Annotated in this window: 25 protein-coding genes; 11 read left to right on the top strand and 14 right to left on the bottom strand. The window is 68.7% G+C overall.

Features of this window, described 5'->3' with window-relative positions:
* Nucleotides 1-60: 60 nt before the first annotated feature.
* From BOX17_RS13530 to BOX17_RS13515, 4 genes are all read right to left on the bottom strand, one after another.
* A complete protein-coding gene (locus BOX17_RS13530; protein ID WP_071945395.1) occupies nt 61-1,737 on the bottom strand; it encodes an AMP-binding protein in 1,677 nt (558 codons plus the stop codon).
* 101 nt (nt 1,738-1,838) lie between these two features.
* Nucleotides 1,839-2,627 (bottom strand): class II glutamine amidotransferase, encoded by a 789-nt coding sequence (locus tag BOX17_RS13525; protein ID WP_071945393.1) that lies wholly within the window; start codon nt 2,625-2,627, stop codon nt 1,839-1,841.
* Nucleotides 2,620-4,407 carry a vWA domain-containing protein gene (locus BOX17_RS13520; RefSeq protein ID WP_071946887.1) on the bottom strand — a complete coding sequence of 596 codons (1,788 nt, stop codon included), beginning with the start codon at nt 4,405-4,407 and terminating at the stop codon, nt 2,620-2,622. Before BOX17_RS13520 ends, BOX17_RS13525 begins: the two co-directional genes overlap by 8 nt.
* A gap of 66 nt (nt 4,408-4,473) precedes the next feature.
* A complete protein-coding gene (locus BOX17_RS13515) occupies nt 4,474-4,917 on the bottom strand; it encodes a hypothetical protein (protein WP_071945391.1) in 444 nt (147 codons plus the stop codon).
* 71 nt (nt 4,918-4,988) lie between these two features.
* On the opposite strand from BOX17_RS13515, the gene BOX17_RS13510 reads away from it, so the two are divergent.
* On the top strand, nt 4,989-7,094 hold the full coding sequence (locus tag BOX17_RS13510; protein ID WP_071945389.1) for a S9 family peptidase: 2,106 nt from the start codon (nt 4,989-4,991) through the stop codon (nt 7,092-7,094).
* Between the two features lie 136 nt (nt 7,095-7,230).
* Here the strand turns inward: BOX17_RS13510 and BOX17_RS13505 are convergent, their stop codons facing one another.
* The 7 genes from BOX17_RS13505 to BOX17_RS13475 all read right to left on the bottom strand — a co-directional run bounded on the left by BOX17_RS13505 (nt 7,231) and on the right by BOX17_RS13475 (nt 14,763).
* A complete protein-coding gene (locus BOX17_RS13505) occupies nt 7,231-7,680 on the bottom strand; it encodes a YcgN family cysteine cluster protein (protein ID WP_071945387.1) in 450 nt (149 codons plus the stop codon).
* A gap of 248 nt (nt 7,681-7,928) precedes the next feature.
* The gene (locus BOX17_RS13500) at nt 7,929-8,240 is read right to left on the bottom strand and encodes a YcgL domain-containing protein (RefSeq protein WP_071945385.1); all 312 of its coding nucleotides are present in this window, start codon (nt 8,238-8,240) and stop codon (nt 7,929-7,931) included.
* Complete coding sequence (gene rnd / locus BOX17_RS13495; RefSeq protein ID WP_071945383.1) at nt 8,237-9,367, bottom strand: ribonuclease D; 1,131 nt, start codon at nt 9,365-9,367, stop codon at nt 8,237-8,239. Before rnd ends, BOX17_RS13500 begins: the two co-directional genes overlap by 4 nt.
* Nucleotides 9,368-9,394: 27 nt before the next feature.
* Nucleotides 9,395-10,000, bottom strand: a complete 606-nt coding sequence (gene recR, locus BOX17_RS13490; protein ID WP_071945381.1) for a recombination mediator RecR — start codon at nt 9,998-10,000, stop codon at nt 9,395-9,397.
* A 22-nt stretch (nt 10,001-10,022) separates the two neighbouring features.
* Complete coding sequence (locus BOX17_RS13485; RefSeq protein WP_071945379.1) at nt 10,023-10,349, bottom strand: YbaB/EbfC family nucleoid-associated protein; 327 nt, start codon at nt 10,347-10,349, stop codon at nt 10,023-10,025.
* A gap of 46 nt (nt 10,350-10,395) precedes the next feature.
* Complete coding sequence (gene dnaX / locus BOX17_RS13480; RefSeq protein ID WP_071945377.1) at nt 10,396-12,351, bottom strand: DNA polymerase III subunit gamma/tau; 1,956 nt, start codon at nt 12,349-12,351, stop codon at nt 10,396-10,398.
* Nucleotides 12,352-12,501: 150 nt separating this feature from the next.
* On the bottom strand, nt 12,502-14,763 hold the full coding sequence (locus BOX17_RS13475) for a putative bifunctional diguanylate cyclase/phosphodiesterase (RefSeq protein WP_071945375.1): 2,262 nt from the start codon (nt 14,761-14,763) through the stop codon (nt 12,502-12,504).
* Nucleotides 14,764-15,084: 321 nt separating this feature from the next.
* Here BOX17_RS13475 and BOX17_RS13470 point away from each other — a divergent pair, with 321 nt between their 5' ends.
* Nucleotides 15,085-15,288, top strand: coding sequence for a hypothetical protein (locus BOX17_RS13470; RefSeq protein WP_071945373.1), 204 nt, complete (start codon nt 15,085-15,087; stop codon nt 15,286-15,288).
* 27 nt (nt 15,289-15,315) lie between these two features.
* Here the strand turns inward: BOX17_RS13470 and cysK are convergent, their stop codons facing one another.
* The 3 genes from cysK to BOX17_RS13455 form a co-directional block, all read right to left on the bottom strand.
* A complete protein-coding gene (gene cysK / locus BOX17_RS13465) occupies nt 15,316-16,287 on the bottom strand; it encodes a cysteine synthase A (protein ID WP_071945372.1) in 972 nt (323 codons plus the stop codon).
* A 50-nt stretch (nt 16,288-16,337) separates the two neighbouring features.
* Complete coding sequence (locus BOX17_RS13460) at nt 16,338-17,369, bottom strand: histone deacetylase family protein (protein ID WP_071945370.1); 1,032 nt, start codon at nt 17,367-17,369, stop codon at nt 16,338-16,340.
* Nucleotides 17,370-17,478: 109 nt separating this feature from the next.
* Entirely contained in the window at nt 17,479-18,390 is a 912-nt protein-coding gene (locus BOX17_RS13455; protein ID WP_071945368.1) for a LysR family transcriptional regulator, read from the bottom strand.
* A 106-nt stretch (nt 18,391-18,496) separates the two neighbouring features.
* Here BOX17_RS13455 and BOX17_RS13450 point away from each other — a divergent pair, with 106 nt between their 5' ends.
* From BOX17_RS13450 to BOX17_RS13410, 9 genes are all read left to right on the top strand, one after another.
* Entirely contained in the window at nt 18,497-19,870 is a 1,374-nt protein-coding gene (locus tag BOX17_RS13450) for an aminotransferase family protein (protein WP_071945366.1), read from the top strand.
* Nucleotides 19,871-19,876: 6 nt separating this feature from the next.
* On the top strand, nt 19,877-20,578 hold the full coding sequence (locus tag BOX17_RS13445) for a CoA transferase subunit A (RefSeq protein ID WP_071945364.1): 702 nt from the start codon (nt 19,877-19,879) through the stop codon (nt 20,576-20,578).
* Entirely contained in the window at nt 20,568-21,221 is a 654-nt protein-coding gene (locus BOX17_RS13440) for a 3-oxoacid CoA-transferase subunit B (protein WP_071945362.1), read from the top strand. Before BOX17_RS13445 ends, BOX17_RS13440 begins: the two co-directional genes overlap by 11 nt.
* Nucleotides 21,221-22,504, top strand: a complete 1,284-nt coding sequence (locus BOX17_RS13435) for an ArgE/DapE family deacylase (protein ID WP_071945360.1) — start codon at nt 21,221-21,223, stop codon at nt 22,502-22,504. Before BOX17_RS13440 ends, BOX17_RS13435 begins: the two co-directional genes overlap by 1 nt.
* On the top strand, nt 22,501-23,679 hold the full coding sequence (locus tag BOX17_RS13430) for an acetyl-CoA C-acyltransferase (protein WP_071945358.1): 1,179 nt from the start codon (nt 22,501-22,503) through the stop codon (nt 23,677-23,679). The genes BOX17_RS13435 and BOX17_RS13430 overlap by 4 nt, the downstream gene beginning before the upstream one ends.
* Before the next feature lie 143 nt (nt 23,680-23,822).
* Entirely contained in the window at nt 23,823-24,626 is an 804-nt protein-coding gene (locus BOX17_RS13425) for a transporter substrate-binding domain-containing protein (RefSeq protein WP_071945356.1), read from the top strand.
* An 89-nt stretch (nt 24,627-24,715) separates the two neighbouring features.
* Nucleotides 24,716-25,372 (top strand): amino acid ABC transporter permease, encoded by a 657-nt coding sequence (locus tag BOX17_RS13420; protein WP_071945354.1) that lies wholly within the window; start codon nt 24,716-24,718, stop codon nt 25,370-25,372.
* A 45-nt stretch (nt 25,373-25,417) separates the two neighbouring features.
* Entirely contained in the window at nt 25,418-26,071 is a 654-nt protein-coding gene (locus BOX17_RS13415) for an amino acid ABC transporter permease (protein ID WP_071945352.1), read from the top strand.
* A gap of 12 nt (nt 26,072-26,083) precedes the next feature.
* Nucleotides 26,084-26,863: an amino acid ABC transporter ATP-binding protein gene (locus tag BOX17_RS13410; protein ID WP_341853284.1), complete on the top strand. Its 780-nt coding sequence runs from the start codon at nt 26,084-26,086 to the stop codon at nt 26,861-26,863.
* The last annotated feature ends 65 nt before the right edge of the window (nt 26,864-26,928 follow it).

Genomic DNA, 26,928 nt, shown 5'->3' with positions numbered 1-26,928 from the left:
GCTGGCGGCGCAGGACCTTGCTGAACGTGTCAGCGTCTTGGGCAGCGCGGGCTGCCGGGATCATTGTCCAAGGCGTTCCTGCCCATCGTCACGCAGCTGGCGGCGCAGGACCTTGCCCACGTTGGTCTTGGGCAGCTCGTCGCGAAACTCGATGAACCTCGGCACCTTGTAGCCGGCGAGCTCCTTCCGGCACCAGGTGCGAAGGGTCTCGGCGTCGAGCTCCGCGTCGCGGGACACCACGAACAGCTTGATGGCCTCGCCAGTGGCCTCGTCCGGCACCCCCACGGCCGCCGACTCCACCACCCCCGGATGGGCGGCCACGACATCCTCGATCTCGTTGGGATACACGTTGAAGCCCGAGACCAGGATCATGTCCTTCTTGCGATCCACGACGCGGATGTAGCCATCCGGCTGGAGCACGGCGATGTCGCCGGTACGGAACCAGCCCTGCGCGTCGATCGCCTGGGCGGTCTCGTCCTCACGCTGCCAGTAGCCCTTCATCACCTGGGGGCCCCGCACGCAGAGCTCACCCGCGGCGCCGTAGGGCGCATCCAGGCCATCGGCATCCACCACCTTCACCTGGGTCCCCGCCACCGGCTTGCCGATGGTGCCCAGCTGGATGGCATCCACGGGGTTGAAGCTGACGATGGGCGAGGTCTCGGTCAGGCCGTAGCCCTCGGCCACCTGACAGCCGGTGACCTCCTCCCAGTGCTTGGCAGCGGCACGGGTCAGGGCCATGCCGCCGGAGATGGTCAGGTGGAGCCTCGAGAAGTCGAGCCGGCGGAAGTCCTCGCGATCGCAGAGGGCATTGAACAGGGTGTTGAGCCCGATGAAGCCCGTGAAGTCCACCCCCTTGAGGGTCTTGACGAAGCCGTCCAGGTCCCGGGGATTGGGGATCAGCACCGAGTGATTGCCGGTCTCCATCATGAACAGGCAGTTCACCGTGAAGGTGTAGATATGGTAGACGGGCAGCGGTGCGATGATGGTCTCGGCCCCCTCCATCAGGGCCGGGCCGATGGCCTGGCGAGCCTGCAGCATGTTGGCCACCAGGTTGCGGTGGGTCAGCATGGCTCCCTTGGCTAGCCCCGTGGTGCCGCCGGTGTACTGGAGGGCGGCGATGTCGTCGGGGCCGCGGCTCACCTCGCGGTGCCGATGCCTGGCCCCGGCCGAGAGGGCCCTGCGGAAGGCGGTGGCGCCGGGCAGCGAGAAGGCCGGCACCAGCTTCTTGACGTGCTTCACCACGGCATTGATCAGCGGGCGCTTCGGGAAGGGGTGCAGGTCGCCGAGCGAGGTGACCACCACATGCTGGATGTCGGTAAGCGCGAGGATCCGCTCGAGCTTGTCGGCCATGTTGGCCAGGATCACGATCGCCCGGACCCCGGAGTCCCGGAACTGGTGGGTCATCTCGCGCTCGGTGTAGAGCGGGTTGGTATTGACCACCACCAGGCCCGCCCGCAGTGCGCCGAACACGGCCACGGGGAACTGCAGCACGTTGGGCAGCTGGATGGCGATGCGGTCACCGGGCTCGAGGTCGGTCTCCTGCTGCAGCCAGGCCGCGAAGTGGCCGGAGAGGCGGTCGAGCTCGGTGTAGCTCAGGACCTGCCCCATGCAGCTGAAGGCCGGCTTGTCGCCGAAGCGCGCCACGGAGGCGTGGAAGACGTCCATCACCGAAGCGTAGTCGTCGAGATGCTCGAGGGGCTGGCCGGTCAGGATGGCGGGCGTGGCGTTCTCGCTCATGGGCAATCTCCATGCTGCGGCCAATATCGGCATCGGCCTTGTTGTTATCCGGGCTCACCATATACCAGCGACTTCACGACTGTAAAACGAACGATTGAAACTTACGTTTTATAGCGGGCCTGGATCACGCCGCCCTGCCACACCAGCAGTTCGCCCGGCGCCATGCGAATCCACTCCTCGTTGTCGGTGAGCGGTTCGGTGGCGATCACCGAGACCACGTCGTCGGCCGTGGTGTGTTCGGCGAAGTTCACCGTCAGCTCGGCATCCGACAGGCTCGCCCTACCGAAGGGCGCACGCCGGGTGATGTGCGCCAGCTTGGTGGAACAGAAGGTGTAGAGGTAGTCGCCGTCGGCCAGCAGCAGGTTGAAGACCCCCAGGCCGCGCAGCCGTTCGCAGAGCCCGTGGAGGGTCGCCCAGAGGGCATGGCGCTGCTCGTCGTCGGCCGGGGGCTCGGGAAAGGCGCCGCGCAGCTCGCCCAGCAGCCAGCAGAAGGCGTGCTCGCTGTCGGTGCTGCCCACCGGGCGGTAGAAGGAGTGCGGCAGGGCCTGCCAGTCGGCCAGCTGGCCGTTGTGCGCATAGCACCAGGGACGGCCCCACATCTCGCGCACGAAGGGGTGCGTGTTGGCCAGGCGCACCTGGCCGACGTTCGCCTGGCGGATGTGGCTGATGACGATGTTCGACTTGATGGGGTAGTCGCAGATCAGCCGGGCGATGGGTGAATGTACCGAGGGGTGCGGGTCACGGAAATCCCGATAGCCGCCTTCCTCGTAGAAGGCGATGCCCCAGCCATCGCGATGCGGTCCGGTCCCGCCCCCCCGGTGCAGGAAGCCGGTAAAGCTGAAGCAGATATCGGTGGGCACATTGGCACTCATGCCCAGTAGCTCACACATGGGGTTCCTCCCGGCGTAGGGGGCGCCGCGCACGGCGGCGCCGGATCAGGCGGATAACCAGCAGCAGCAGGACCAGCGCCGCCACCGCCGCCCACAGGCGCGGATCGCGACGATGCTCCTGCCACAGGCGCTCCAGCCCAGGCCAGCCCGCCTGCCAGAGGTCCCGGGCCGCCTCGGGCATTCGGTTGACCATCTCGACGAAACGGTCGGCGGCGCGCTCGGCCGCGGTCTCGGGCGGCGGCAGGGAGGTGCCGCCCTCCTCGTCGAACGACTCGGTGGCGAGGGTCGGTCCGGCCACGTCGGCCACCTCGATCCCGAGGCGGCCATCGGGATTGAGCACCAGACGCGGCAGGGAGAGCGTCCGACGCTCGCCGTCGAGGTCGATCGTGGCCTCCAGCAGCAGGGGCAGGCTCAGCGACTCATCGAGGTCAGGCAGGTCGAGGTGCCAGCGCGCGTCTCCCACCGCATCCGCCTCCAGGCGTTCGCCCTGCAGCTCGCCGTGGATCCGGGTGTTGTTGCGGTTCAGCCGCGGATGCTCGGCCGCCAGCACCACCCACCCGGCCTGCGGCCGGTGGACGGCCCCGATGGCCGGCAGCACGTTCACGGCCTGGACCCGCTGACGACGGAACCCCTGCCCCTCGGCGCGGATCACCAGGCGGGCGTTGCCGGTCAGCGCCGGCGCCGGCAGGCGGCCGCGGAAGCGGCCGGAATCGGGCTCGAGCGTGACCCGGGACTGCACCTTGCCCCGGGAATCCTGCAGCGAGACCGACAGGGAGAGATCCTCGAGGCCGCCACCGGCGGGCTCACCGTCGTGCTCCACCCAGGCCTCCACCGGGACATCGAAGCCCAGGTAGAGGGTGGTCGGCAGATCGGCGGTGCGCAGGTGCCGTGAAGAGGCGACGTTGACGCGGCTCTCCTCGCCCACGAGGCCTTCCAGGCGCCACTCGCCGGCCAGGGGCTCAGGCACCCGGATCAGGTCGAAGCGCGGCTCCACTTGCCAGCGGATGTCGGCGGGGGCGTCCTCGGCCCGATAGCGGGTGCCGTCCGGGGCGACCAGGGTCAGGGGAGCGTCGTCGGGCCCATGGAAGACCAGTGCCGAGAAGGTCTCCACGCCCTCGTCGATGACGAAACGCCCCTCGTCCAGGGGGACCTGATCGGCGGGGAAGATACGCTCGACGATGTCCAGGAAGGCTCCCAGCAGGCTCTCGGGACTCTCCGCCAGCGCCGCCAGGCCACCCGTGGTCTGGGCCAGCCGCTCCACCAGGGCCAGGTCGGCCTCCTCGGAGAAGGCGATGGCATGGACCGCCACGCCCTGTGCGGCGAACTCGGCGGCGCGCTCGTCCATCAGGCGGCGACGGGAGGCGGCATCGATGTCGGGCTTGGCGCCTCGGGTCGGCGACAGGTCGATCATGCCGTCGGTAAGCAGCACCAGGTGGCGCCAGCCGTCGGCCTCCGCCCTGGCCGCCTCGTTCAGCGCCGCCTCGATGTCGGTGTATTGCTGGTAGGCCTGCAGCGCCGGCGGCAGGGCCAGGGCCTGCCGACGCCAGTCGGCATCCACCTCGCCCAGGGGGAGGGGGTTGTCGACCGTCTCGCCGAAGGTCCAGACGCCGGCCCGGGCGCCACTCGGCAGCAGCGCCACCAGCATGTCGAGGGCGCTCACGGCCAGCCGGTCGGGGTCGTTCTCCCGCATGCTGCCGGACACATCGACCACCACCCGGACGTCCGGTCGCTCCTCATTGACCTGGGCCGCGAGCGGACCGGCCCAGAGCCACAGGGCCATGCCCACGGCCACCAGGCGGGGCCACCAACCTATGCCATCCGTGCCATACCCGCCCATCGGGGCTCCTTAGCCGATCACCGGCTCCTGGCGCTCGCCACTGCCGCCGCGGCGGCTCGCGGGCGCCTCATCATGCATGTCCACGTAGTCATCATCACCGGGGGCCTGGCGATGGCGTCCGCGCCACCACAGCAGCAGCCCCAGCACGCCCCCGAGCCCGGCGCCCACCGCGACCAGCAGGGCCGCCGGCAGGAAGGTCTCGCGGTTCTGCTCGAGGAAGGCCACGGCCGCCACCACCACCGCCGGGGCGAAGCCGGTGTAGAACTCCCCCTCCTCCAGCAGGGGCAGGCGGAAGTGGGCCGGGGTCCACATCACCCCGGCCACCGCCCAGGTGATCACCAGCCGCGGCAGCCTGGGCAGGAAGCCCAGCCCCAGGTAACCGGTCAGCAGCACCACCAGCGACAACACGACATAGACCAGCCATAGTAGGGGCATCGAATCCGAAATCAGCATCACGACCTCGCGAATGGTGCGTCGACGACGCACGTTCTTGAAAACACACTGAGTATGGTACATCCCGCGACATGAAAGCACAGCCGCCACGTGACAAGGCCCCCGCGATCTCCTCCGATGACCCCGTCTCCCGCTTTCGCCGCGTCGACGACCCGGCCTGGCACTGGCTGGAGCAGCGCGACACGCCGGACGTCACCGCCTTCCTGGAGGCCACCAACCGTGAGTCGGACCGCTGGTTCGCCCCCCTGGATGACCTGGTGGAGCGCCTCTATCACGGCCACCTGGCGCGCCGGGAGCTGGCCGTGCACGGGCTCCGGACGCCGCTGGACCACTACACGGTATGGAGCGAGACGGCGGCGGACGCCGACTACCCGGTCTGGTGGCGCCATCCCAACGGGAACCCCGAGGCCGCGGAGGCCTTCCTCGACCTGGAGGCCAGGGCCGGCGAGCACGACTTCCTCGAGCTCGGGGACATGGCCCTCTCCCCGGACGAGGCCTGGCTGGCCTGGACCGAGGATACCCGCGGCGACGAGACCTACACGCTCTATCTCAAGCAGCTGCCCGAGGGCGAGCCCTCGGTGCTGCTCGAGGAGATCGGCCCCGAGATCGGCTGGGCCGAGGACAATGCCACCCTGCTGTTCACCCGCTACGACGCCACCCAGCGTCCCGAGAGCGTCTGGCGCCTGCCGCTGGCGCACGGCAGGGCCGGCGAGCCGACCCTGATCCTTCACGAGGAGAATCCGGAGTTCTGGCTGGGGCTGGGGAAGACCCGCTCACGGGAGTGGCTGATCCTGGAGAGCGCCTCCAAGGACACCAGCGAGAGCCACCTGATTCCCGCCCGGGCGCCGGCCACGCCGCCCCGCTGCTTCCGCGCCCGGGAGAGCGGCGTGGAGTATGCGCTGGATCATCGTCCCGGGCACTTCTATGTGCTGCACAACCGAGAGGCAACCCACTTCCGGCTGGACCGGCTGGACGAGCGGCGCCTGGGCGAGGGGGACCCGTCGGATCACTGGCAGCCCCTGCTCGACCACCGGGACGACGACACCCTGGAGGGCGTTGACGCCTTCGACTGGGGACTGGTGATCACCGAGCGCGACCACCACGAGGCCCAGGTGCACCTGCGGGTGCTCGAACTGGATGCCGGCCACGCCATCACCCGCGACGAGCGCCTGCCGCTGCCGGAGCTGCCCTGCAGCCTGGCGCTGGGCGACGCGCCCCATTTCGACACCCGGCGCCTGCGGCTGCGCGAGGAATCCTTCATCCTCCCGGTCACCTGGCTCGAGCACGACCTCGACAGCGGCGAGCGCCGGGTGCTCAAGCAGCAGCCGATCCATGGCGACCTGAGACCCGAGCAGCTGACCTGCGAGCGGCTCTGGGCCACCTCGCACGACGGCGAGCGCGTGCCCGTCTCCGTGGTGATGCGGTCCAACCTCTCCGGCCATCCCCTGCCCACCCTGCTCTATGGCTACGGCGCCTATGGCGAGGTGATCGATCCCTGGTTCTCGGTGGCTCGCCTGGAGCTGCTGGCTCGCGGGGCGGCCTTCGCGGTGGCCCATGTCCGCGGCGGCGGCGACCGCGGCGAACCCTGGTACCTGGCCGGCAAGCTCGAGCACAAGGCCAACAGCTTCCACGACTTTCTCGCCGCCCGTGACGCCCTGGTCGAGAAGGGCCTCAGCGATGGCGAGCATATTGCCGCCTATGGCGCGAGCGCCGGGGGACTGCTGGTCAGCGCCAGCCTCAACCTGGCCCCCGACGCCTTCTGCGCCGCGGTACTCGATGTCCCCTTCGTCGACGTGCTGCGCACCATGGAGAACCCCGACCTGCCACTGACCACGGCGGAGTACACCGAATGGGGGGACCCCCGCGAACCCGAGGCGCATCGGCGTATTCGCGACTACTCCCCGCTGGACAACCTCTCGGCCCAGCCCTGGCCGGCGGTCTTCCTGCAGGGCAGCTGGCACGACACCCGGGTGCCCTACTGGGAGCCGGCCAAGCTCTATGCGCGCCTCACGGAGCTGGGCCGCCAGGACAGCCTCCGCGATCGTCCCATCCTGCTGAGAACCGACATGTCCGCCGGTCATGGCGGCGCCTCGGGACGCTTCAAGGCCTGGCACGACAACGCCCGACAGGACGCCTTCATCCTCTGGGCACTGGGGCTCGAGGGGCGCGAGGGCTGATGCCCTGACGACAAGGACCCGGCCTGTGCCGGGTCCCTGGGTGTAGCGCGTGATGCGGGTAACGAAGGGTCAGCTGCCTCCTCCGACCCGGCCGACAAAAAACTGCTCCATATGGAAGAGCATCGCAGGTGCCGGGTCAGGCGTCGATGGGCAGGATGGCGATGATGTGCTCCTCGAGCTCGTCCTCGGGCACCTCGCGCTGGGAGACGGCGAAGCTGCGCACGCTGATGCCCTTGCGGTGCATCCGTTCGGGTCCGCCGGCGATCAGCGGGTGCCAGGCGGCCAGCTTGCGCCCCTCGGCCACCCGACGATAGGCGCAGGACTTCGGCAGCCAGCGGAAGTCGTCGATGCGCTCGGGGGTCAGTTGCGTGCAGTCCGGCACCTTCTCGAACCGATGGGCATAGTCGCTGCAGCGACAGCTGTGGATATCCAGCAGTTCGCAGGCGACGTTGAGTACCGCGAGATCGCCGGTCTCCTCGTCCTGGAACTTGAGCAGGCAACACTGGCCGCAGCCATCGCAGAGCGCCTCCCACTCCTCGTCGGTGAGCTCCTCCAGGTCGAAGCGCTCCCAGAATCGTTCTCTCATGCTCTCTCCTGGGCCACGTGGGCGATCACCCTGGGGGTTGATGAGTTGTCGTGCATGTTCCAACGGGTGTCGCGCGGCATGGGGCGCGATCCAGAAGGGTTCGCGCAGCTTCGGGCGCGATCCAATGGGTTTCGCGCGGCTTAGGGCGCGACCCAGCGGGTTTCGCGCGGCTTAGGGCGCGACCCAGCGGGTTTCGCGCGGCTTCGGGCGCGACCCAGCGGGTTTCGCGCGGCTTCGGGCGCGATGAACTAGTAACGTGCCGTGGTCGGGGTGCGATAGAGATCGAGCAGATAGTCCTCCTTGGCCGGAGGCATCTGCAGGTAGTAGCCCTTCTCGCGGATGGCGGCCATGACGTCCAGGGCCCTGGCCCGTCCCAGCGTCTTCTCCGGCGTGAGGATCAGGGTCATGGCCGAGATCGGCCGGCCGAAATGGCCCAGCAGCGCCTCGGGCACTTCACTGAGCCCCTGTCGCTTGTCCACGTAGAGGTACATCTCCTCCTTTCGCGAGCTCCTGAAGATCTCGCACAGCAGCTTGTTGCCGCGCATCCGGTCGTCGCTCATCGTGACACCTCCTCGAGGACCGCGGTCAGGCCCGCCGCCAGTCGATCCCCTCGCCAGCCGCCGGGCATGGGCAACGGCTCGCCCCTCAGGTCGGCACTCACCAGGGCCTCCAGCTCGCGCCGTCTCAGCAGTACCTCGGGCGCCACGCCGAGGGCCTCGGCGTCGGCATTGACCACCTTCTTCAGGGCCTTGAGGCGCTGCTTGAACTCCGGGGTCATGGGCGAGAGCGGCGCCGGCGGCAGCGCGCTCTCGTCGATCTGCAGGGCCTCGCGCACCAGCCTCAGCAGTTCGTCGCCCTCGCGCTTGATCAGCGGCGGCTTCAGGCCCTCTACACGCGACAGCTCGAAGCGGTTTTCCGGCAGCTGCTCGGCAATGGCGTACAGCAGCCGGTCGTGGACGAGCCAGCCCCTCGGCACGTCGCGGCGCCGGGCCTCCCCCTCCCGCCAGAGGGTCAGGCGACGATAGGCCTCCACCTGACGCGGGGAGAGTCGCCAGAGCTGGCGATGGCGCAGGTACCATTGGCCATCGGCGGTCTCGCTGCGCGCCGCCTGGGCCACCAGCGCGGCGCAATCGGCCTCGACCCAGGCCATCCGGCCCTGGCGATCGAGGGCCTCGCGCTGGTGCTCCCAGACGTCCAGCAGGTAGACGACATCCAGGGCCGCATAGCGCTTCTGGGAGTCGGAGAGCGGGCGCAACAGCCAGTTGGAGCGGGTCTCGTCCTTGGGCAGGGTCTCGCCGGTCCAGAACTCCACGCACTTCTGGTAGCCCATCGAGGGCACCTCGCCGAGCAGCGACTGGGCGATCTGGGTATCCACCAGGGGTGCCACGGGGACCCCGGCCCAGTGGGCGAAGACCTCCAGGTCCTCGCTCGAGGCATGCAGCAGCTTCAGCGGCCCCTCGGCCAGCAGGCGCCGGAAGGCCTCGGTGCAGGCCACCTCCAGGGGATCCACCAGGAAGGCCGGGGCGCCGCCCGCGGCGAACTGGATCAGCGCCGGCACCGGATGGAAGGTGTTCTCGCGAAAGAACTCGGTATCCAGGGCGATGACATCGGCATCGGCCACCTCGGCGCAGGCGGAGTCCAGGGCGGCAGGGGTATCGATCCAGCGTATCTCGGGGTTCAGGGTCATTCAGGGTTCCGACAGCAGGGGGGAAGGTCACTCGCCCCGGAAGGGCAGGCGACCATTGAAGGCGCGGCTCAGGGTACCACCGTCGACGTACTCGAGCTCGCCGCCCATGGGCACGCCATAGGCCAGCCGCGAGAGCGACACGCCCAGCGGGGAGAGCTGGGCGGCGATGTAGTGGGCGGTCGCCTCGCCCTCCACGGTGGGATTGGTGGCGAGGACCACCTCCTCCACGCCCGCTTCGGCGACCCGCGCCTCGAGCTGGTCGAGCCCGATGTCCTCGGGCCCAATGCCGTCGAGCGGCGAGAGGTGGCCATGCAGCACGAAGTAGCGACCGCGGAAACCGCCCGCCTCCTCGATGGCGAGCTGGTCGGCGGGCGATTCCACCACGCAGAGCACGGCGTCGTCGCGACGCGCACTCAGGCAGATACCGCACACCTCCTCCTCGGTCAGGGTCCGGCATCGCTGGCAATAGCCGACCCGCTCGAGCGACACGTCCAGCGCCTCCACCAGACGCCGACCGCCGTCACGGTCGCGCTCGAGCAGGTGCATGGCCATGCGCTGGGCTGTCTTAGGCCCGACGCCCGGCAGCACCCGCAGCGACTCCATCAGTCTCTCGACCAGCGGGGAAAAGCTCATGGTCTGTCCATCTCGGCCACGATCAGAAGGGCATCTTGAAGCCAGGCGGCAGATTGAGGCCGGCCGTGGCCTCCTCCATCTTGGCCTTGGAGCTTGCCTCGACCTTGCGCACCGCGTCATTCACGGCGGCGGCCAGCAGGTCCTCGAGAAGCTCCTTGTCCTCCTCCATGAGGCTCGGGTCGAGATCGACCTTGCTGACGTCATGGCGGCCATTCATGGTCACCTTGACCATGCCGGCCCCCGCCTCACCCTGGACCTCGGCCTTGGCGACCTCCTCCTGGGCCTTCTGCATCTTCTCCTGCATCTCCTGGGCCTGCTTCATGATATTGCCCATGCCACCCTTGTTCATGGCGAAGTCCTCTCGTGGTTGGTGTGATCGGTATGGGGGCGGCGGCTCAGCCACGCGCCTCGGCATCGGCGGGCTTGACCGTGGATTCGATCAGGCGCGCACCGAAGGCCTGCTTCAGCTTCTGTACATGGGGGTCACGGCTCAGGGCTTCAATCGCCTCGGCATGACGCTGGGCGGCCAGGCGATCGGCCCGCTGCTTCGGTGTCTCGACCTCCCGGGGGAGCTCCCCCGGCTCGAGCACCAGGCGTCGCTCGATGCCGATGGCCGCCAGCGCCTCGCGGATGCGGGTCACGTGGACCTCGGCGTTCATCGCCTCCTGGGAGGGGTCGAGACGCATCGTCAGCTGTTCGCCGTCGTCGGCCTCGATCACGCAGTGGGCCGCCAGGTTGCGAGTCAGTCCCCCCAGGCCCAGCCCCTCGAAGCGCGCCAGCCAGTCGTCGTGGCCGAAGCGCCCCTCCAGGACGACCGGCGGCGCGTCGGCAGGCTCGGCCTCCTGGGTGGCGTCGGCCGGATGCGCCGCTTCGGAGCGCTCGGTCATCATCGCCGGGGAAGGGTTCTCGTGCGCCCCCTCCGGCAGCTCCTGGCCGGCCTCGGGTTCGCGAGGCACATCTTGAGCCGACGCGTCCTCCCGCTCCACCCAGGGGGGCGGCTCGTCGTCCGGCGGCGGCGCCGGCCTGGCCTCCCCGGCCGGCTCTGGCTCTGGCCCTGTCTCTGGCGCCGACTCGACAGGAGCGGGACGGGCCGGGGCCTCGCCGGAGGCAGCCCCGGGCGCGGGCGCCGGGGCGTGGCTCGCCTCGGCGGCCGGCCCCGACGCTTCCTTCGGGCCCGTTGCCGGCCCTGTCTCGCCGGCACCGCCCTGCCCGCGCAGAGGGAGCGGCGTCTGGGCGGGCCGGGGCACCCCCTGGGGGCGGAACGCCAGCATGCGCAGCAGCGTCATCTCCAGGGCGGTGCGCAGGTCCGGGGCATGTTCCATGTCACCGCGGCCCTGGATGCCGATCTGGTAGAAGAGCTGTATGTCCTCGGCGGTGAAGCGCGCGGCCAGGGCCAGCAGGGCCTCCCGGTCGCCGTGGCCGTTGTCCACGGCGTCGGGCACCATCTGGGCGATGGCCAGGCGGTGCAGCACGCCGGTGATGTCGTCGAGCACTGCGGCAAAGTCGGGACCCTGCTCGGCCAGGGCGGCCACCTCGGCGAGCAGCCGGGCGGCATCCACCTCGGCCAGCGCCTCGACCAGCGCCAGCACATGGCGGTGGTCCAGGGTGCCGAGCATGGCCGCCACGTCGGCATGGCGAACCTCGCCCTGGCCGAAGGCGATGGCCTGGTCGGTGAGGCTCATGGCATCGCGCATGGAGCCCTCGGCGGCCTTGCCGAGCAGCCACAGGGCGCTCTCCTCGAAGGGCACCCTCTCGGCCTCGAGCACCATGGCCAGGTGCGAGACGATCCGCTCCGGCGGCATGTGCTTGAGGGTGAACTGCAGGCAGCGCGACAGCACCGTGGGGGGCAGCTTCTGCGGGTCGGTGGTCGCCAGCAGGAACTTCACGTGGGGCGGCGGCTCTTCCAGGGTCTTGAGCAGCGCATTGAAGCTGCTGGTGGAGAGCATGTGCACCTCGTCGATCAGGTACACCTTGTAGCGACCCTGGGTCGGCGCGTACTGCACGTTGTCGAGCAGCTCGCGGGTGTCCTCCACCTTGGTGCGCGAGGCGGCATCGACCTCGATCAGGTCGACGAAGCGCCCCTCGTCGATGGACCGGCAGCTGTCGCACTCGCCACAGGGCGTCGAGGTCACACCCTCGTCGCCGCGACCGTTCGCCGTGCAGTTGAGGCACTTGGCCAGGATGCGCGCCAGGGTCGTCTTGCCCACCCCGCGGGTGCCGGTGAACAGGTAGGCGTGGTGCAGCCGGCCCTGGTCCAGGGCATTGACCAGCGCCCGCTGGACATGCTCCTGGCCGACCAGTTCATGGAAGGTACGCGGTCGCCACTTGCGGGCCAGAACCTGATAGCTCATGCAGCGCGGGATCCTTGCGGTAAAGCAAACAGCAGCTGGGTGAAGACGGATGCCGGGAGGTCAGAGGGACGCCTGCGATGACCGGGCCCGATGCCCGACTGGAGCCGTTCATTCTAGCGACCGGGGCGCCCGGCGGAAAGCGGCGTCGGTTCAGGCCTCCCGCGCCAACCCTCCCCCGCCCCAGCGAAGCGCGAACTGTTCGGCCGTAAGCGGCGGGCTCAGGTAGTCGCCCTGGTAGGCGGGACAGCCCAGGGACCTGAGGAAGTCGAGCTGGCCGGCGCTCTCCACGCCCTCGGCGATCACGTCCAGCCCGAGGCGATCGGCGATCGAGAGGATGGCGGCGACGATCGTCTCGTCGTCGGGGTCGCCGGGCACATCGGCGATGAAGGACTGGTCGATCTTCAGGCACTGCACCGGCAGGCGCTTGAGGTAGGAGAGCGAGGAGTAGCCGGTGCCGAAATCATCCACGGCCAGTTCGACGCCCAGGCGGCGCAGGCCATGCAGCCGCTCCAGCCCCTCATCGGCATGGCCGATCACGAAGCCCTCGGTGATCTCCAGTTCCAGCCGCGCGGGGGACAGCCCGCTCTGGTGGAGCGCGGCCCGCACGTCGCCGACGATGTCTCCCTGCACCACCTGCAGCCCCGAGAGGTTGACCGAGACGCGCAGGGGAAGGCCGCGCAGCTCCCACTGCCGCGCCTGGTGGCAGGCCTCGCTCAACACCCAGCGGCCGATCGCGTGGATCAACCCGCCCTCCTCGGCCAGGGCGATGAAGCGTCCCGGGCCGATCACCTCGCCCTCCGGGGTCGTCCACCGCACCAGCGCCTCGGCGCCGAACACGCTGTTGCCCTCCACGCGGGCCTGGGGCTGGTAGTGCAGCACCAGTTCGTTGCGGTCCAGCGCCCGGCGCAGCCCGGTGTCCATGGCGAAGCGTTCGCGACTTGCCTCGCCCAGTTCCGGCGTGAAGAACTTCCAGGTATTGCGCTTGAGCGCCTTGGCGCCGTACATGGCGGTATCGGCGTGCTGGATCAGCTCCTCGGCGCTTCGCCCATCACGGGGGTAGAGGCTGATGCCGATGGAGGCGCCGATGAAGATCTCGTGCTGGTCGATATCGAAGGGCTGCAGAAGGGCATCGATCAGCTTCTGCGCCACCCGGCCCGCATCGGCGGGCTCATGCAGGTGCTCCATCACCAGCAGGAACTCGTCACCCCCCAGCCGCCCCAGGGCGTCCATGTCCCGCACGACCCGGAACAGTCGCTGGCCCACCGCCTGCAGCAGGCGGTCCCCCAGCGGATGGCCCAGGCTGTCGTTGATGTCCTTGAAATGGTCCAGGTCGAGAAACAGCACCGCCAGTTCCCCGTCGGCCTCTTCGGCCACTTCCAGGGCCACGGCCAGCCGCTGGTTGAGATAGTTGCGGTTGGGCAGGCCGGTCAACGGATCGAAGTTGACCGACCGGCTCAGCCGCCCGGCCTGATCGGTGATGCGCGACAGCAGCGGACTGATGGTCCGCACCGTGGCGAAGGCCCCCAGCGTCATGAGCACCAGCACCATGACGACCGGCCAGAGCAGCTCGTGGAAGACCATGCCGTAGAAGCTGCGAGCGGGAATCTTCACGAGCAGTCCCCACCCTGGGGTGGCCAGCGGCGCATGCACCATGACCGTGTCCCCCCACCACCCGCCCTCGCGGGTCAGCCCGGCCGGACCACCGGCCTGGACCTCGCCCTGGCCGGCGGCCAGCCGCTCCCCCGCCTCGGCCAGGGTCACCACCCCCTGCGAATCCACCGCCAGCAGCGTCGCGTCGGGCGTTCCCAGCAACCATTGGCGCGCGCCCTCGCCGAAGCGACTGGCATCGGCCAGCACCCCGGCCATGGCCTGGGGGCTGAAATAGAGCACGTCGGTTCCGATGCGCTGGCTGTCCCGGGACAGGATCGGGGCCGCCACCTCCAGCAGCATCCCCTCCTCCTGTTGCACCAGCTGCGTGCTGCCGGTCGAGGCCGCCGCGGCAAGCGTCGGGCCCGGCAATGGCTCGGGGGTGCGACCGATCGTGACCAGCGGGTGGCCCCCCGGACCCAGTCGGACCAGGCCCACCAGATCCGAGGACTGCAACATGGCATCCACCAGCCGCGGGGTGGTGAAGGCCACCAGCGCGTCGCGCTCCACGGCCTGACGGGCATAGCGCTCGAGATAGAGGCGAATCTGGGTGCGGCTGGTGAACTGTCGGGCCACGTCGCGATAGCGGGCCAGCAGGTGTTCCAGGGAGTCCGCCTGGGCCGAGGCGCTCACCAGGGTGATGGTCTCGAGGCCCTGGCGATGGGCCTGGTAGAGCGGCCAGGCCGTGGCGACCCCCACCAGCGCTCCGGTCACCAGGATGCCGAGCATCGCCAGCATGACGATGCGCCGCTGCGAGCGCTTCATCTAACGAGGCCCGCTCGGGTCACGGCCGTCGGGAGCGACCGCACACCCCCACGGGCCCCTCCGCGAGTAGCGGTTCTGCCCGACGCCCCTCGCCCCCCCTGGATAGTCGTGCATGGCCTGTCCCCGGTTGCCCGCTCTGACGCGGTGGCCCTAATAGTTTGGTCCGGGTCCCGGGAAACGCCAAGCCCTATGATGGGGCATCGGCGGGGGCACGAGCCCGGAAGGGTGTCGACCGTCCCGACCTCCTGGCCGTGGCGGGAGGCGCCTATACTGGGCATGCCCACACCGCTGACCCACCCACGCCCTCCGGGAGGAAACGACATGCGACTCATTGGCCTGCTCCTGGCCCTGATCCTTCTCGGCTACGTGATGAAGACCTATCTGGACTCGGCCGTCACCTCCGGGGACAGGAGCGAGACGCTCTCCCAGCCGCAGGGGACCATCGAGCGCGCCGAGCAGGCGGCACAGCGGATCAACCAGGACCTGGAGGAGAGGCAGCGACACCTCGACGAGGCGGGGGGCTGACATCGTCGCCCGCGGGGTCCTGGCGGCTCACTGGACGCTCTCCTGCTCGCCGAAGCGGCCCGCGAAGAGCGCCGAGGAGAGATACCGCTCGGCGCTGTCGGGCAGCACGACCACGATGTTCCGGTCCCGGAACTCGGGCAGGCGACCGAGGCGCACCGCGACCACCACCGCGGCGCCGCAGGAGATCCCGCAGAGGATGCCCTCCTCCTGCATCAGCCGATGCGCCATGGCCATGGCGTCGTCGTTGCCGACGGTCTCGACGCGATCCACCAGCGCCATGTCCAGGTTGGCCGGCACGAACCCGGCGCCGATGCCCTGGATCTTGTGGGGGGCCGGCGTGGGTGCCTGCCCATGGAGGGTCTGGGTGATCACCGGCGAGTCGACGGGTTCCACGGCCACGGCGGTGATCGCCTTGCCCCGGGTCTGCTTGATGTAGCGAGCGACCCCGGTGAGGGTGCCGCCCGTGCCGACACCGGCCACGAAGACATCGACCGCGCCGTCGGTGTCGTCCCAGATCTCGGGACCGGTGGTGGTCTCGTGGATGCCGGGATTGGCCGGGTTCTGGAACTGCTGGGGCAGCCAGTACCGGGCCGGGTCGGTGGCGGCGATCTCCTCGGCCCGAGCAATGGCACCGGGCATGCCCTTGGCGGGGTCGGTGAGCACCAGGTCGGCCCCCAGGGCCTTGAGCACCTTGCGACGCTCGAGGCTCATGGAGGCCGGCATGGTCAGCACCAGCGGATAGCCCCGGGCCGCGGCCACGAAGGCCAGCGCGATGCCGGTGTTGCCGCTGGTGGGCTCGATGATCGTCATGCCGGGCTTGAGCGCTCCCCGCGCCTCGGCATCCCAGATCATCGCCGCGCCGATACGGCACTTCACCGAGTAGGCGGGATTGCGCCCCTCGATCTTGGCCCAGATCGTCGCCCCCTCGTTGACCCGGTTGAGCCGCACCAGCGGGGTGTTGCCGATGGAGCGGGAGTTGTCGTCGTGAATGCGTGCCATGTCGTTGCCCTCGTGATGATGGCCTTGATCTCAGTGTAAACGCCCGCGACTCAAGGCTGCTCGAAACCGCTCAGCACGTTGACCGCATTGAGGCCGATCTCCTCCACCGCATAGCCGCCCTCGAGCAGGAAGACGGTGGGCAGGCCGAGCCGTCCCAGCCGCCTGCCCACGTCGGTGAAGTCGTCGCTGGACAGCGTGAAGGCACTGATGGGGTCGTGTTCAAAGGCGTCGACCCCGAGCGATACCACCAGAAGCTCGCAGCCGGCCTCGAGGATGCGCGCCTTGGCGGCCTCCAGGGCCTCCACCCAGGCGGCATAGCCGGTGCCCGGCGCCATGGGGTAGTTGACGGTAAAGCCCTCGCCCGCCCCTTCGCCGGTCTCGTCGGCATGCCCGAGGAAGTGCGGGAAGCAGTGGAGGGGATCACCGTGCAGCGAGAGGAAGAGCACGTCGTCCCGGGCGTAGAAGATCTCCTGGGTGCCGTTGCCGTGGTGGAAGTCGACGTCCAGTACCGCCACGCGCGACCGGCCGGCCTCCAGGGCCCGCTGGGCGGCGATGGCCGCATTGTTGAAGAAGCAGTAGCCGCCGAACTGGTCGGTGGCGGCGTGATGGCCCGGCGGTCGGCACAGGCCGAAGGCCGGCTCACCGGTGGCCAGGACATGGTCCACCGCCGAGAGGGCGATGTCCTTGCTGGCCATGGCGGCCTCGAAGGTGCCCTCGCAGATGGAGGTGTCGGCGCCCAGGGCATAGTGGCCGAGCCGCCCGTCGATGTGCTGCGGGATGACATGCCCCGGCATGGTCCGGGTGGGCCAGATCCAGGCGATCGCCTCGCCCTGCCGACCCGCGGCGACCCAGTCCGCCCAGCAGCGCTCGAGGAACTCGACATAGCCCCGGTCATGGATCGCCAGCACCGGGGCGAGCCCGTGCTCGACCGGCTCGCGCACCTCGCCGAGCCCGCTCTCGAGCACGCGCGCAAGCACCAGGTCGACCCGCTCGGGACATTCGTAGGGTGTCACCAGCTGCCCGCCGTCCAGCTCGGTAAGCGCCCGGCGGCGTTTGGTCAGTTCACTGTGAAAGGTCAGCATTGCGTTGAGGGGTCCTCGTGGATGGGGGATGGGAGATAGGGGATGGGCGGCGCCTCCATCGGCCTGGCGGCCGGACAGGAGACGATGCGGCGAGCGTGGCCGACCGCCGTCAGGACGGATAGTACCGCAACAGATCCCGGCCGGAGGCGCGGATGAGCTCCAGCGCACGGGCATGCTTCCAGTCGTCCCGATAGACCAGGCCGAAGCTGAAGTCGATCTCCGGGGTGAAGGGCAGTATCACCACCTCCTCCCGCCGGAAGAGCTGGTCGGTGGCGGTGATCGGATTCATCACGCTGATCCCTACCCCGTTGGCCACCAGGGAGGTGATGGCCCCGATATTGGCCTCGGTCTTGCCGGCGATGTGGATGCCGTGGGCGGTGGCGAGATTGAGCAGCGGGTCGGCCCCCACGTTGGGCTGGTTACTGATCACCAGGTACTGGTTCTTGAGGTCGGCGATGGTCAACTCCTCCAGGCCGCTCAGGGGGTGCCCCCTGGGGACCAGGCAGCGGGCGTGGGTGGTCAGCCACTCCTCGACCCGCAGCACCCGGGAACTCACCGGCAGGGTCACGAAGCCGATGTCGGCATGACCGGACTCCACCTCGCGGAGCACATCGTGGCTCGACATCATGTCGAAACTGATGCTGAACCCCCGGTTCTCCTCCAGCAGCGTGGCGATCAGGCGCGGCACGAAACCGAAGGCCAGGCCGGGAATGGCGGCGATCCTCAGCCGCGAGGTGCCGAACTCCTTCAGGGCCAGCACGCTGTGACGCAGCTCCTCGATGTTCCCCATCAGCCGCAGGATCTCCTCATAGAGCTCCCTCGCCTCGGGTGTGGCCACCAGGCGGTTCTTCTCGCGCAGGAACAGCTCGAGCCCCAGGTTCTGCTCCAGCTGGGACAGCGAGCGGCTGACGCCCGACTGGGTGATGCCCAGCGTTCTGGCCGCCTGGGAGGCGCTCCCGGCCTCGAACAGGGTCTTGAAGATCGCCAGCGCCTTGAGCGAGTGGATGGTGACGTCAGCCATGACTAAAACTCATCGACTTCGATAAAAACATCATATATTGAAATATTTTGTCGCGGCTACCTAGACTGGCGGTATCCGACTTACACAATGACAACGGATCGACACGATGACGACCTCTCCCCTGTTCTACCAGGCCGGCCCCCCGATGCCGGAGGTCAGCCATGGCCACGGCGTCTTCCTGTGGGACACCCAGGGCAAGGAGTACCTCGACGGCTGCTCTGGCGCCATCTCCTGCAACCTCGGCCATGGCCGCGAGGATATCCGCGACGCCATGCTGGCCCAGCTCGACCGCGTCGCCTTCACCTACCGCACCCAATTCGAGAACGCGCCCGCCGTGGCGCTGGCCCATGCGCTGGTCGAGATGACCGAGGGCGACCTGGAGAAGGTCTTCTTCGTCTCCAGCGGCTCCGAGGCGGTGGAGTCGGCCCTCAAGCTGGCGCGCCAGTACTTCGTGGCCCGGGGCGAATCCCAGCGTCGCCACTTCGTGTCGCTGCGTCCCTCCTACCATGGCAGCACCCTGGGGGCGCTGGGCGTCACCGGCTACCAGCCGCTGGAGGCCCCCTTCGCCGACATCACGCCAAGCTCCATCAAGGTGCCCGGTCCGGACTTCTATCGCCACCGGGACGACGATCGCGACGCCCATATCCGCCGCGTGCTCGACGAGACCCGGGCGCGGATCGATGACGCCGGCGGCGACACCGTCATCGCCATCGTAGTCGAGCCCGTCGGCGGCGCGAGCACCGGGGGACGCCTGGTCGACCAGGCCTACCTGGAGGGCCTGCGCGCGCTGTGCGACGAGGTCGGTTGCCTGCTGATCTTCGACGAGGTGCTGTGCGGCGTGGGTCGGACCGGCACCTGGTTCGCCTACCAGCAGTGGGGCGTGACCCCGGACCTGCTGACCACCGCCAAGGGGCTGGGGGCCGGCTACTACCCGGTGGGGGCTCTGCTGGCCCGCGAGGCCATCGTCGAGACGGTGATGGCCAGCGGCGGCTTCCAGCACGGACACACCTATGCCGGCAACCCGCTGGCCTGCGCGACCGGCCTGGCCGCCGTCGAGGCGATCCGCCGCGAGCATCTGCTGGACAACGTCAAGGTACGGGGCCGCCAGCTCCAGAAGGGCCTCGAGACGCTCCGGTCGCGCCACCCCTGGATCGGCGACGTGCGCGGCCTCGGCCTGCTGTGGGGGGTGGAGCTGGTCATGGACCCCGTGGAGAAGACGCCCTTCCCCGCGGCGTCCAACCTCTTCGCCAGGGTGACGGCGCTGGCCAAGGAGGAAGGGCTGCTGATCTACCCCCGGCGCAGCCTGAACGGCCTGAGCGGCGACCACTTCCTGGTCAGCCCGCCCTTCACCATCAGCGAGAGCGAGACCGAGCTGCTGCTCGAACGGCTCGCCCGCGCCCTCGACCGGCTCGACCGGGAGGTCGTGGCCCCGCTGCTCGCCGAACTCGCCGCCTCCACCGCCCACGGCATCACAGGCTGAGACCCCATGACACTGCTCAACCAGAAACACGCAACGATCGAGGCGGCCATCGCCAGCATCCCCGACGGGGCCTCGATCATGGTCGGGGGCTTCGGTTCGCCGGGCACGCCCTTCGCCCTGCTCGATGAACTGCTGGCCCAGGGCCAGACGCACCTGACGCTGATCAAGAACGACGCCAACGAGCCGGACATCGGCATCGGCCGGCTGATCCGCGCCGGTCGCGTCGACCGCCTGATCACCTCGCACATCGGCCTCAACCGGATCGCCATCGAGGAGATGAACCAGGGCCGCCTGGCCGTGGAGATCCACCCCCAGGGCCTGCTGGCGGAGAAGATTCGCTGCGCCGGCGCCGGCCACTACGGCTTCCTGACCGATATCGGCCTCGGCACCGAGATCGCCGAGGGGCGCCGCGAGATCGAATGCGACGGCCGGACCTGGGCGATCGAGCCCGCCATCCGCGCCGACGTGGCGCTGGTCCATGCCGACCTGGCCGATGCCTACGGCAACCTCGTCTATCGCGGCACCGCCATCAACTTCAACCCGCTGATGGCCATGGCCGCCGACCGGGTGATCGCCCAGGCGTTCCGCGTCGAGGCCCCCGGCTACCTGGCGCCGGAGCGCATCCATACGCCCTGCGCCTTCGTCAGCCAGGTCGTGCGGGTCGATGAGGCCACCAGCGAACAGGGGAGGCGCGCTCATGCCGTCTGACCAGGAACGGATCCTCGCCCGGGCCGCCCGTGAGGTGGTCCCCGGCCAGATCGTCAACCTCGGCATCGGCCTGCCCACCCGGCTGTTCCACTACCTGCCGCCGGAGATGGAGGTGCTGGTGCACTCCGAGAACGGCGTGCTGGGCTGCCAGCCCCTCGAGGCCGGCAGCGAGCCGGACCTCGAGATGATCGACTCGGGCGGGGCCTACATCGACACGCGCCCCGGCGCCAGCGTCTTCGACAGCGCGCTTTCCTTCGCGATGATCCGTCGCAGCCGGGTAGACGTCACCTTCATGGGCGCCTTCGAGGTCGACCAGCAGGGCAACCTCGCCAACTGGAAGATCCCCGGCAAGTTCTCTCCGGGCATCGGCGGCGCCATGGAGCTCGCCCAGAAGGTCAGGACCCTGGTGGTGCTGTGCTCGCACAACGACAAGCACGGCAATCCCAAGATCCTCCGGCAGTGCCGCCTGCCGCTCACGGCGCCGCGCTGCGTCTCGCTCATCATCACCGAGAAGGCCGTGATGCAGGTGACCGACGCCGGCCTCGAGGTGGTGGACATCGCCGAGGGGCTCAAGGTGGCGGCGCTGCGCGAGGCCACCGAGGCCGAGCTGATCATCGACGAACAACGTCTGGGGAGATTCTGATGCTCGACGCCACGGAAGAACGCATCCTCGCGTGCTGCGAGGCCCTGATGGGGGACACCCTGGAGCTGACCCGGGACCTGGTCCGCGGCTACAGCGTGCTGGGCCAGGAGCAGGGGGCGCTGGCCACCATGGAGCGCTGGCTCGAGCGCCTGGACCTGCCGGCGGCGCGTGTGCCCCTCGATGCACCGGGCTTCGCCGACCACCCTCACCGGGTACCGACCACCTGGTCCACCGAGGGTCGCTACAACCTGGTCTCGCGGCTCAATCCGACCGCCGACAAGCCCCACCTGGTGCTCAACGGCCACCTGGATGTGGTGCCGGCCGAGCCCACCGACATGTGGTCACGGCCCCCCTGGGAACCCTGGGAGAAGGATGGCTGGCTGTATGGCCGAGGCGCCGGGGACATGAAGGCGGGCATCGCCGCCATGGTGATGGCCGTGCAGGCCGTGCGCCAGGCCGGCGTGGAGCTCGACTTCCCGCTGACCCTGCAGACCGTGATCGAGGAGGAGTGCACCGGCAACGGCGCGCTGGCCTGCCTGCATCAGGGCTACAGCGGCGACTTCGTGCTGATCCCCGAGCCCTTCGGCGCGCAGATCTACAGCGGCCAGGTCGGGGTGCTGTGGTTCCGCATGCGCCTCGACGGCGTGCCGGCCCACGTGCTGGACACCCGCGCCGGCAGCAACGCCATCGAGACCCTGCAGGGCTACCTGCCGGCGTTCAAGGCGCTGGAAGCCGAGATCAACGCCCTGCCCCGGCCCGCGCCCTACGAGGCCCTGGACCATCCCTTCAACCTCAGCATCGGCAAGATCGAGGGCGGCAACTGGGCCTCCAGCGTGCCGGCCCACGCCATCCTCGAGGGGCGGGTCGGCTTCCCGCCGGGCATGCGTCCCGACGAGGTCATGGCGCGCGTTCGCCAGGTGATCGCCGAGCACCATCGGACGCTGGACGACGCCTCGCCCGCGCCCCGGGTCGAGTTCCACGGCTTCCGCTCCGAGGGCCTCCTGGTGGATCTCGAGACCCCCGGCATCCGCCTGCTGTCGCGCTGCCACGAGGACCTGGTCGGCGAGCCGCCGGCCCACTACCTCTCGACCTGCACCACCGACCTGCGCGCCTTCCACGTGTCCGGCGGCATCAACGGCACCTGCTACGGCCCGGTCGCCCAGCGCATCCATGGGATCGACGAGTGCGTCGAGATCGACTCCATCCGCCGGGTGCTGACCACCTACGCCCTCTTCATTCATCGCTGGGCGCGCCTGGCCGAGACCGGGGGGGACGACGCATGAAGGATGCCTACCTGGTCGACTATGCCCGCACCGCCTTCACCCGCGCCCATCCCCGCAAGCCCGAGGTCGACGCCTGGTCGGGCCAGCGCGGCGATGTCCTGCTGGCCCGGGTGATCGACGCCCTGCTGAGCCGTCGCGGGATCGAGGGGGACGTCGTCGAGGACCTGAGCGTCGGCTGCGCGCTGCCGGTCAAGGAGCAGTGGAGCTTCGGCGGCCGCTATCCCCAGTGGCTCTCCCGGCTGGGACTCGGCTGCGCCTCGCGGCAGGTCGACCAGCAGTGCGGCTCGAGCCTGGCGGCCCTGCGCGGCACGGTCCGGGAGATCCAGGTCGGTGCCATCCAGGCCGGCCTGGCCGGCGGCTTCGAGAACATGTCGCGGGTGCCGATGGGCCCGAGCCTGTTCCAGGAGGGCGTGCTGACGGTCCCCGAGGCGCTCAAGGGCAACGACGGGATCGACCTGACCGTGGCCATGAACATGGGGCTAACCGCCGAGCGGCTGGCCCGCGAGAGCGGCATCTCAAGGGAGGCCATGGATGCCTTCGCCCTGCGCTCCCACCAGCGGGCCGCCCGGGCCGAGCAGGCCGGCTGGTTCGACGGTGAGCGGCTGTCCCTGACCAACCCCGCCGGCGAGGTGGTGGCACGTGACGCCAACATCCGCCCCGACACCACCCTCGAACGCCTGGCCGGTCTCGACCCGGCGTTTGTCGAGGGCGGCCAGGTCACCGCCGGCAACAGCTCACCGCTGACCTCCGGGGCCGGCGCGGCACTGGTGATGTCCGAGCCCGCCATGGCCCGACATGGCCTCACGCCCCTGGCCAGGGTCGCCGAGGTGGTGGACTGCGGCGTGATGCCGGAGCGCATGGGCGCCGGGGCGGCGGCCGCCATTGAACGAGTCCTTAGACAGGCGGGCCTCGGCGTCAAGGATATCGATGCCTGGGAGATCAACGAGGCGTTCAGCGTGGTGCCACTCTACGCTATGGAGGCGCTGGGCCTCGATCCCGAGCGCGTGAACGCCTTCGGCGGGGCACTGGCGCTGGGCCATCCGCTGGGCGCCACCGGCATCCGCCTGGCCGGCACCCTGGCGCGCACCCTCCAGCACCAACAGGGGCGTTACGGCTGTGCCGCCGCCTGCATCGGCGGCGGCCAGGGCATCGCCATGCTGCTCGAGCGCACATGACAGGAGCAGGCACGGCGTCGCCTCATTCCCACGAACCACCGTCAGGAGGTAATCGCTGTACAAGGAAAAGGCAATGTGGATAACGTGAACCAGCAGCACCGCAAGACCATGACTCAATAACTTCACAACAAGCAGGCATTGACATGACATATCACAATCGGCCGTTTCATCGTCCCCTCATCGGCGCCCTGGCGCTGCTCGGCGCCGTATCCCTGGCCAGCTTGCCGGCCCAGGCCCGGGACCTTCCCGAGATCAAGGAGGATGTCTTCCAGGTCGTCAATTCCGGCGCCTACCCGCCCTTCAGCTTCGTCGACACGTCCGGCAACGTGGTCGGCTTCGACGTGGATATCGCCGAGGCCGTGTCGGAGAAGATGGGGGTCGAGGCCAATATCCAGACGTCGCCCTGGAACGGCATCGTCGCCGCACTGGCGGGCGGCCGCTTCGACGCCTGCATCTGCAGCATGAGCGCCACCGAGGAGCGCCAGAAGGCCGTCGACTTCACCGACCCCTACTACAGCTCTGGACTCTCGATCTGGGTGCGGGACGAGACCGATGACGTCTCAAGCATCGCGGACTTCGAAGGCAAGCGGGTGGGTTCCACCCTCGGCGAGACCGGCAACCAGTGGGCCACCGAGAAGGCCGAGGGAAGGTGGACCAACCAGACCTTCCAGGGGCTTCCCGACATGCTCAATGCCCTCACCACCGGTCGCATCGACGTCATGGTCGCCGATGACATTCCCGTCTATGTCGCCCTCAACGAGGACGATATCCCCATCAAGCAGGTCGATGTGGGCGAGCTGCCGCGCTTCCCGGCCGCCATCGCCGTCCAGAAGGGCACCCCGGAGCTGAAGGCGGCGCTCAACACGGCGCTGGCCGAGATCCGCGAGGATGGCACCTACCAGGAGATCGTCGACAAGTGGATCGGCCCGGGGGTCGATTTCAACTAAGGATTTCAACTAAGGGGATCGATACAGCAGGGCGCTTGCCCTGCTGTCCCCGCCCTTCCTGACAACACGACAACAGAATAGAAGGGATCATGGACATCAATCTGATGATCGAGATCACGCCGCTGCTGGTGCAGGCGGCCTGGGTCACCGTGGACATCTCCGCCCGCGCCCTGTTCTTCGGCTTCTTCATCGCCTCGGTGCTGGTGACACTGCGTACCTCGCGAATCCCGCCCGTTCGCTGGCTGTCCCGCGCCTATGTGAGCGTGGTGCGCGGCACGCCCTATTTCGTGCAGCTGCTGCTGGTCTTCTACGGCGGGCCCGCCATCGGCCTGCGCCTGGACCCCTTCACCTGTGGCGTGGTGGTCGGTGCCTTCAATATCGGGGCCTACATGAGCGAGGCCATTCGCGGCGCCATCGAGTCGGTGGACAGTGGCCAGAACGAGGCATCGCGCTCGCTGGGCTTCGGGCGACTGAAAACCCTGCAGTACATCATCCTGCCCCAGGCCGCGGGCCTGATGATCCGCTCGGTGGGGGTGCTGGCCATCATTCTGGTCAAGAACTCCTCGCTGGTATCGATCATCTCGGTGGTCGAACTGACCTATCAGGCCCAGCGGCTGATCGGCTCCACCTACAAGCCTCTGGAAGTCTTCATGCTCAGCGCTCTGATGTACATCGTGATCATCTATGCGGTCATGGGCATCGTGGAGTTCCTCTATCGCCGGGCCACACGCCACGCCTTCCAGTAACACTTGCCGGGTGCCTTACCGGGCCACAACCACCAGGACAGCTCCATGGAATTCGACTTCAGTCCCGTCATTGAGTACCTGCCCACGCTGCTGCAGGGCGTCGGCGTCACCCTGCTGATCGGCCTGGCCGTCGCCGTGATGTCGGTGATCGGTGGCCAGATCGTGGCAGTCATCACGCTATATACCCGCAAGGCGGTGAACTGGCCGCTGCGCTTCTTCATCTGGCTGTTCATGACCACGCCGCTGCTGCTGCAGCTCTATTTCCTGTATTTCGGGATTGGCGAGTGGATCCTCATCCCGGCGATCGTGGTGGGCGTCCTGGGCCTGGGCTTTCACTACATGGCCTACAACGCCGATATCTTCATCGCCACCATCAAGTCGGTGTCGAGCGGGCAGTACGAGGCGTCGCGCTCGCTGGGTTTCGGCCACCTGGCCACGCTGTTCTACGTGGTGCTTCCCCAGGCCTTCAACCGCGCCCTGCCCCAGCTGAGCAACAACATGATCATCATGGTCAAGGATATCTCGGTGCTGTCGGCCATCGGCATCGGCGAGATGGTCTATGTCGCGCAGTACGCCATCAGCGTGACCTTCCGCCCCTTCGAGTTCTACATCACCATCGCCGTCATCTACTACCTGATCAACCTGATGATGGAAGCCGGCCAGACGTGGATCGAGCGTCGCGCGGCCTATCGCAGCTAACGAGGACCTCACATGACACAGACAACCGACACCCCGATGGTCGAGCTCAAGGGGGTCAAGAAACGCTTCGGTGACCTGGAGGTGCTCAAGGGCATCGACCTGCGGGTCGACCGCGGCAAGATCATCTCCATCATCGGCCCGTCAGGCTCGGGCAAGAGCACCCTGCTGCGCTCGGTCAACAACCTGGAGGTGATCGACGAGGGCACCATCCTGCTGGACGGCGTGCAGGTCAATCGTCCCGACCTGAAGGGCCTGGCCTTCGAGCGGCACATCAACCACATCCGCCAGAACATGGGCATGGTGTTTCAGCACTTCAATCTGTTTCCCCACCTCTCGACGCTGGAAAACGTGACCCTGGCACCGCGAAAGCTCAAGGGCATGAACAGCAGCGAGGCCAAGGAGCTGGGCATGGAGCTGCTCGAGCGCGTGGGCCTGGCGGACAAGGCGCAGGTCTACCCCAGCGCCCTCTCCGGGGGCCAGAAGCAGCGGGTCGCCATCGCCAGGGCGCTGGCCATGCGGCCCAAGGTGATGCTCTTCGACGAGGCCACCTCGGCGCTCGACCCCGAACTGGTCGAGGAGGTGAACCGCGTCATGAAGGGGCTGGCCGAGGAGCACATGACCATGCTGATCGTCACCCACGAGATGGCCTTCGCGCGCGACGTATCCGACTGGGCGATGTTCATGGATGGCGGCGTGGTGGTCGAGGCCAACACCCCCGAGCACCTGTTCAGCCATCCCGACGAGGAGCGCACCCAGCACTTCCTGCGCAAGCACCTGGGGACACAGGCCTGAGGAGTCGCCCGCCCCCGGGAGCGGCGACTCGGCGTTGATCCCCTCACGCCGGCCCCCTTCGGGCG

Origin of the sequence: Halomonas aestuarii, assembly GCF_001886615.1 — a bacterium.
GTDB lineage: Bacteria > Pseudomonadota > Gammaproteobacteria > Pseudomonadales > Halomonadaceae > Halomonas > Halomonas aestuarii.
The sequence above is the reverse complement of the archived record's forward strand: the minus strand, read 5'-3'. Positions and strand labels throughout refer to the sequence as shown.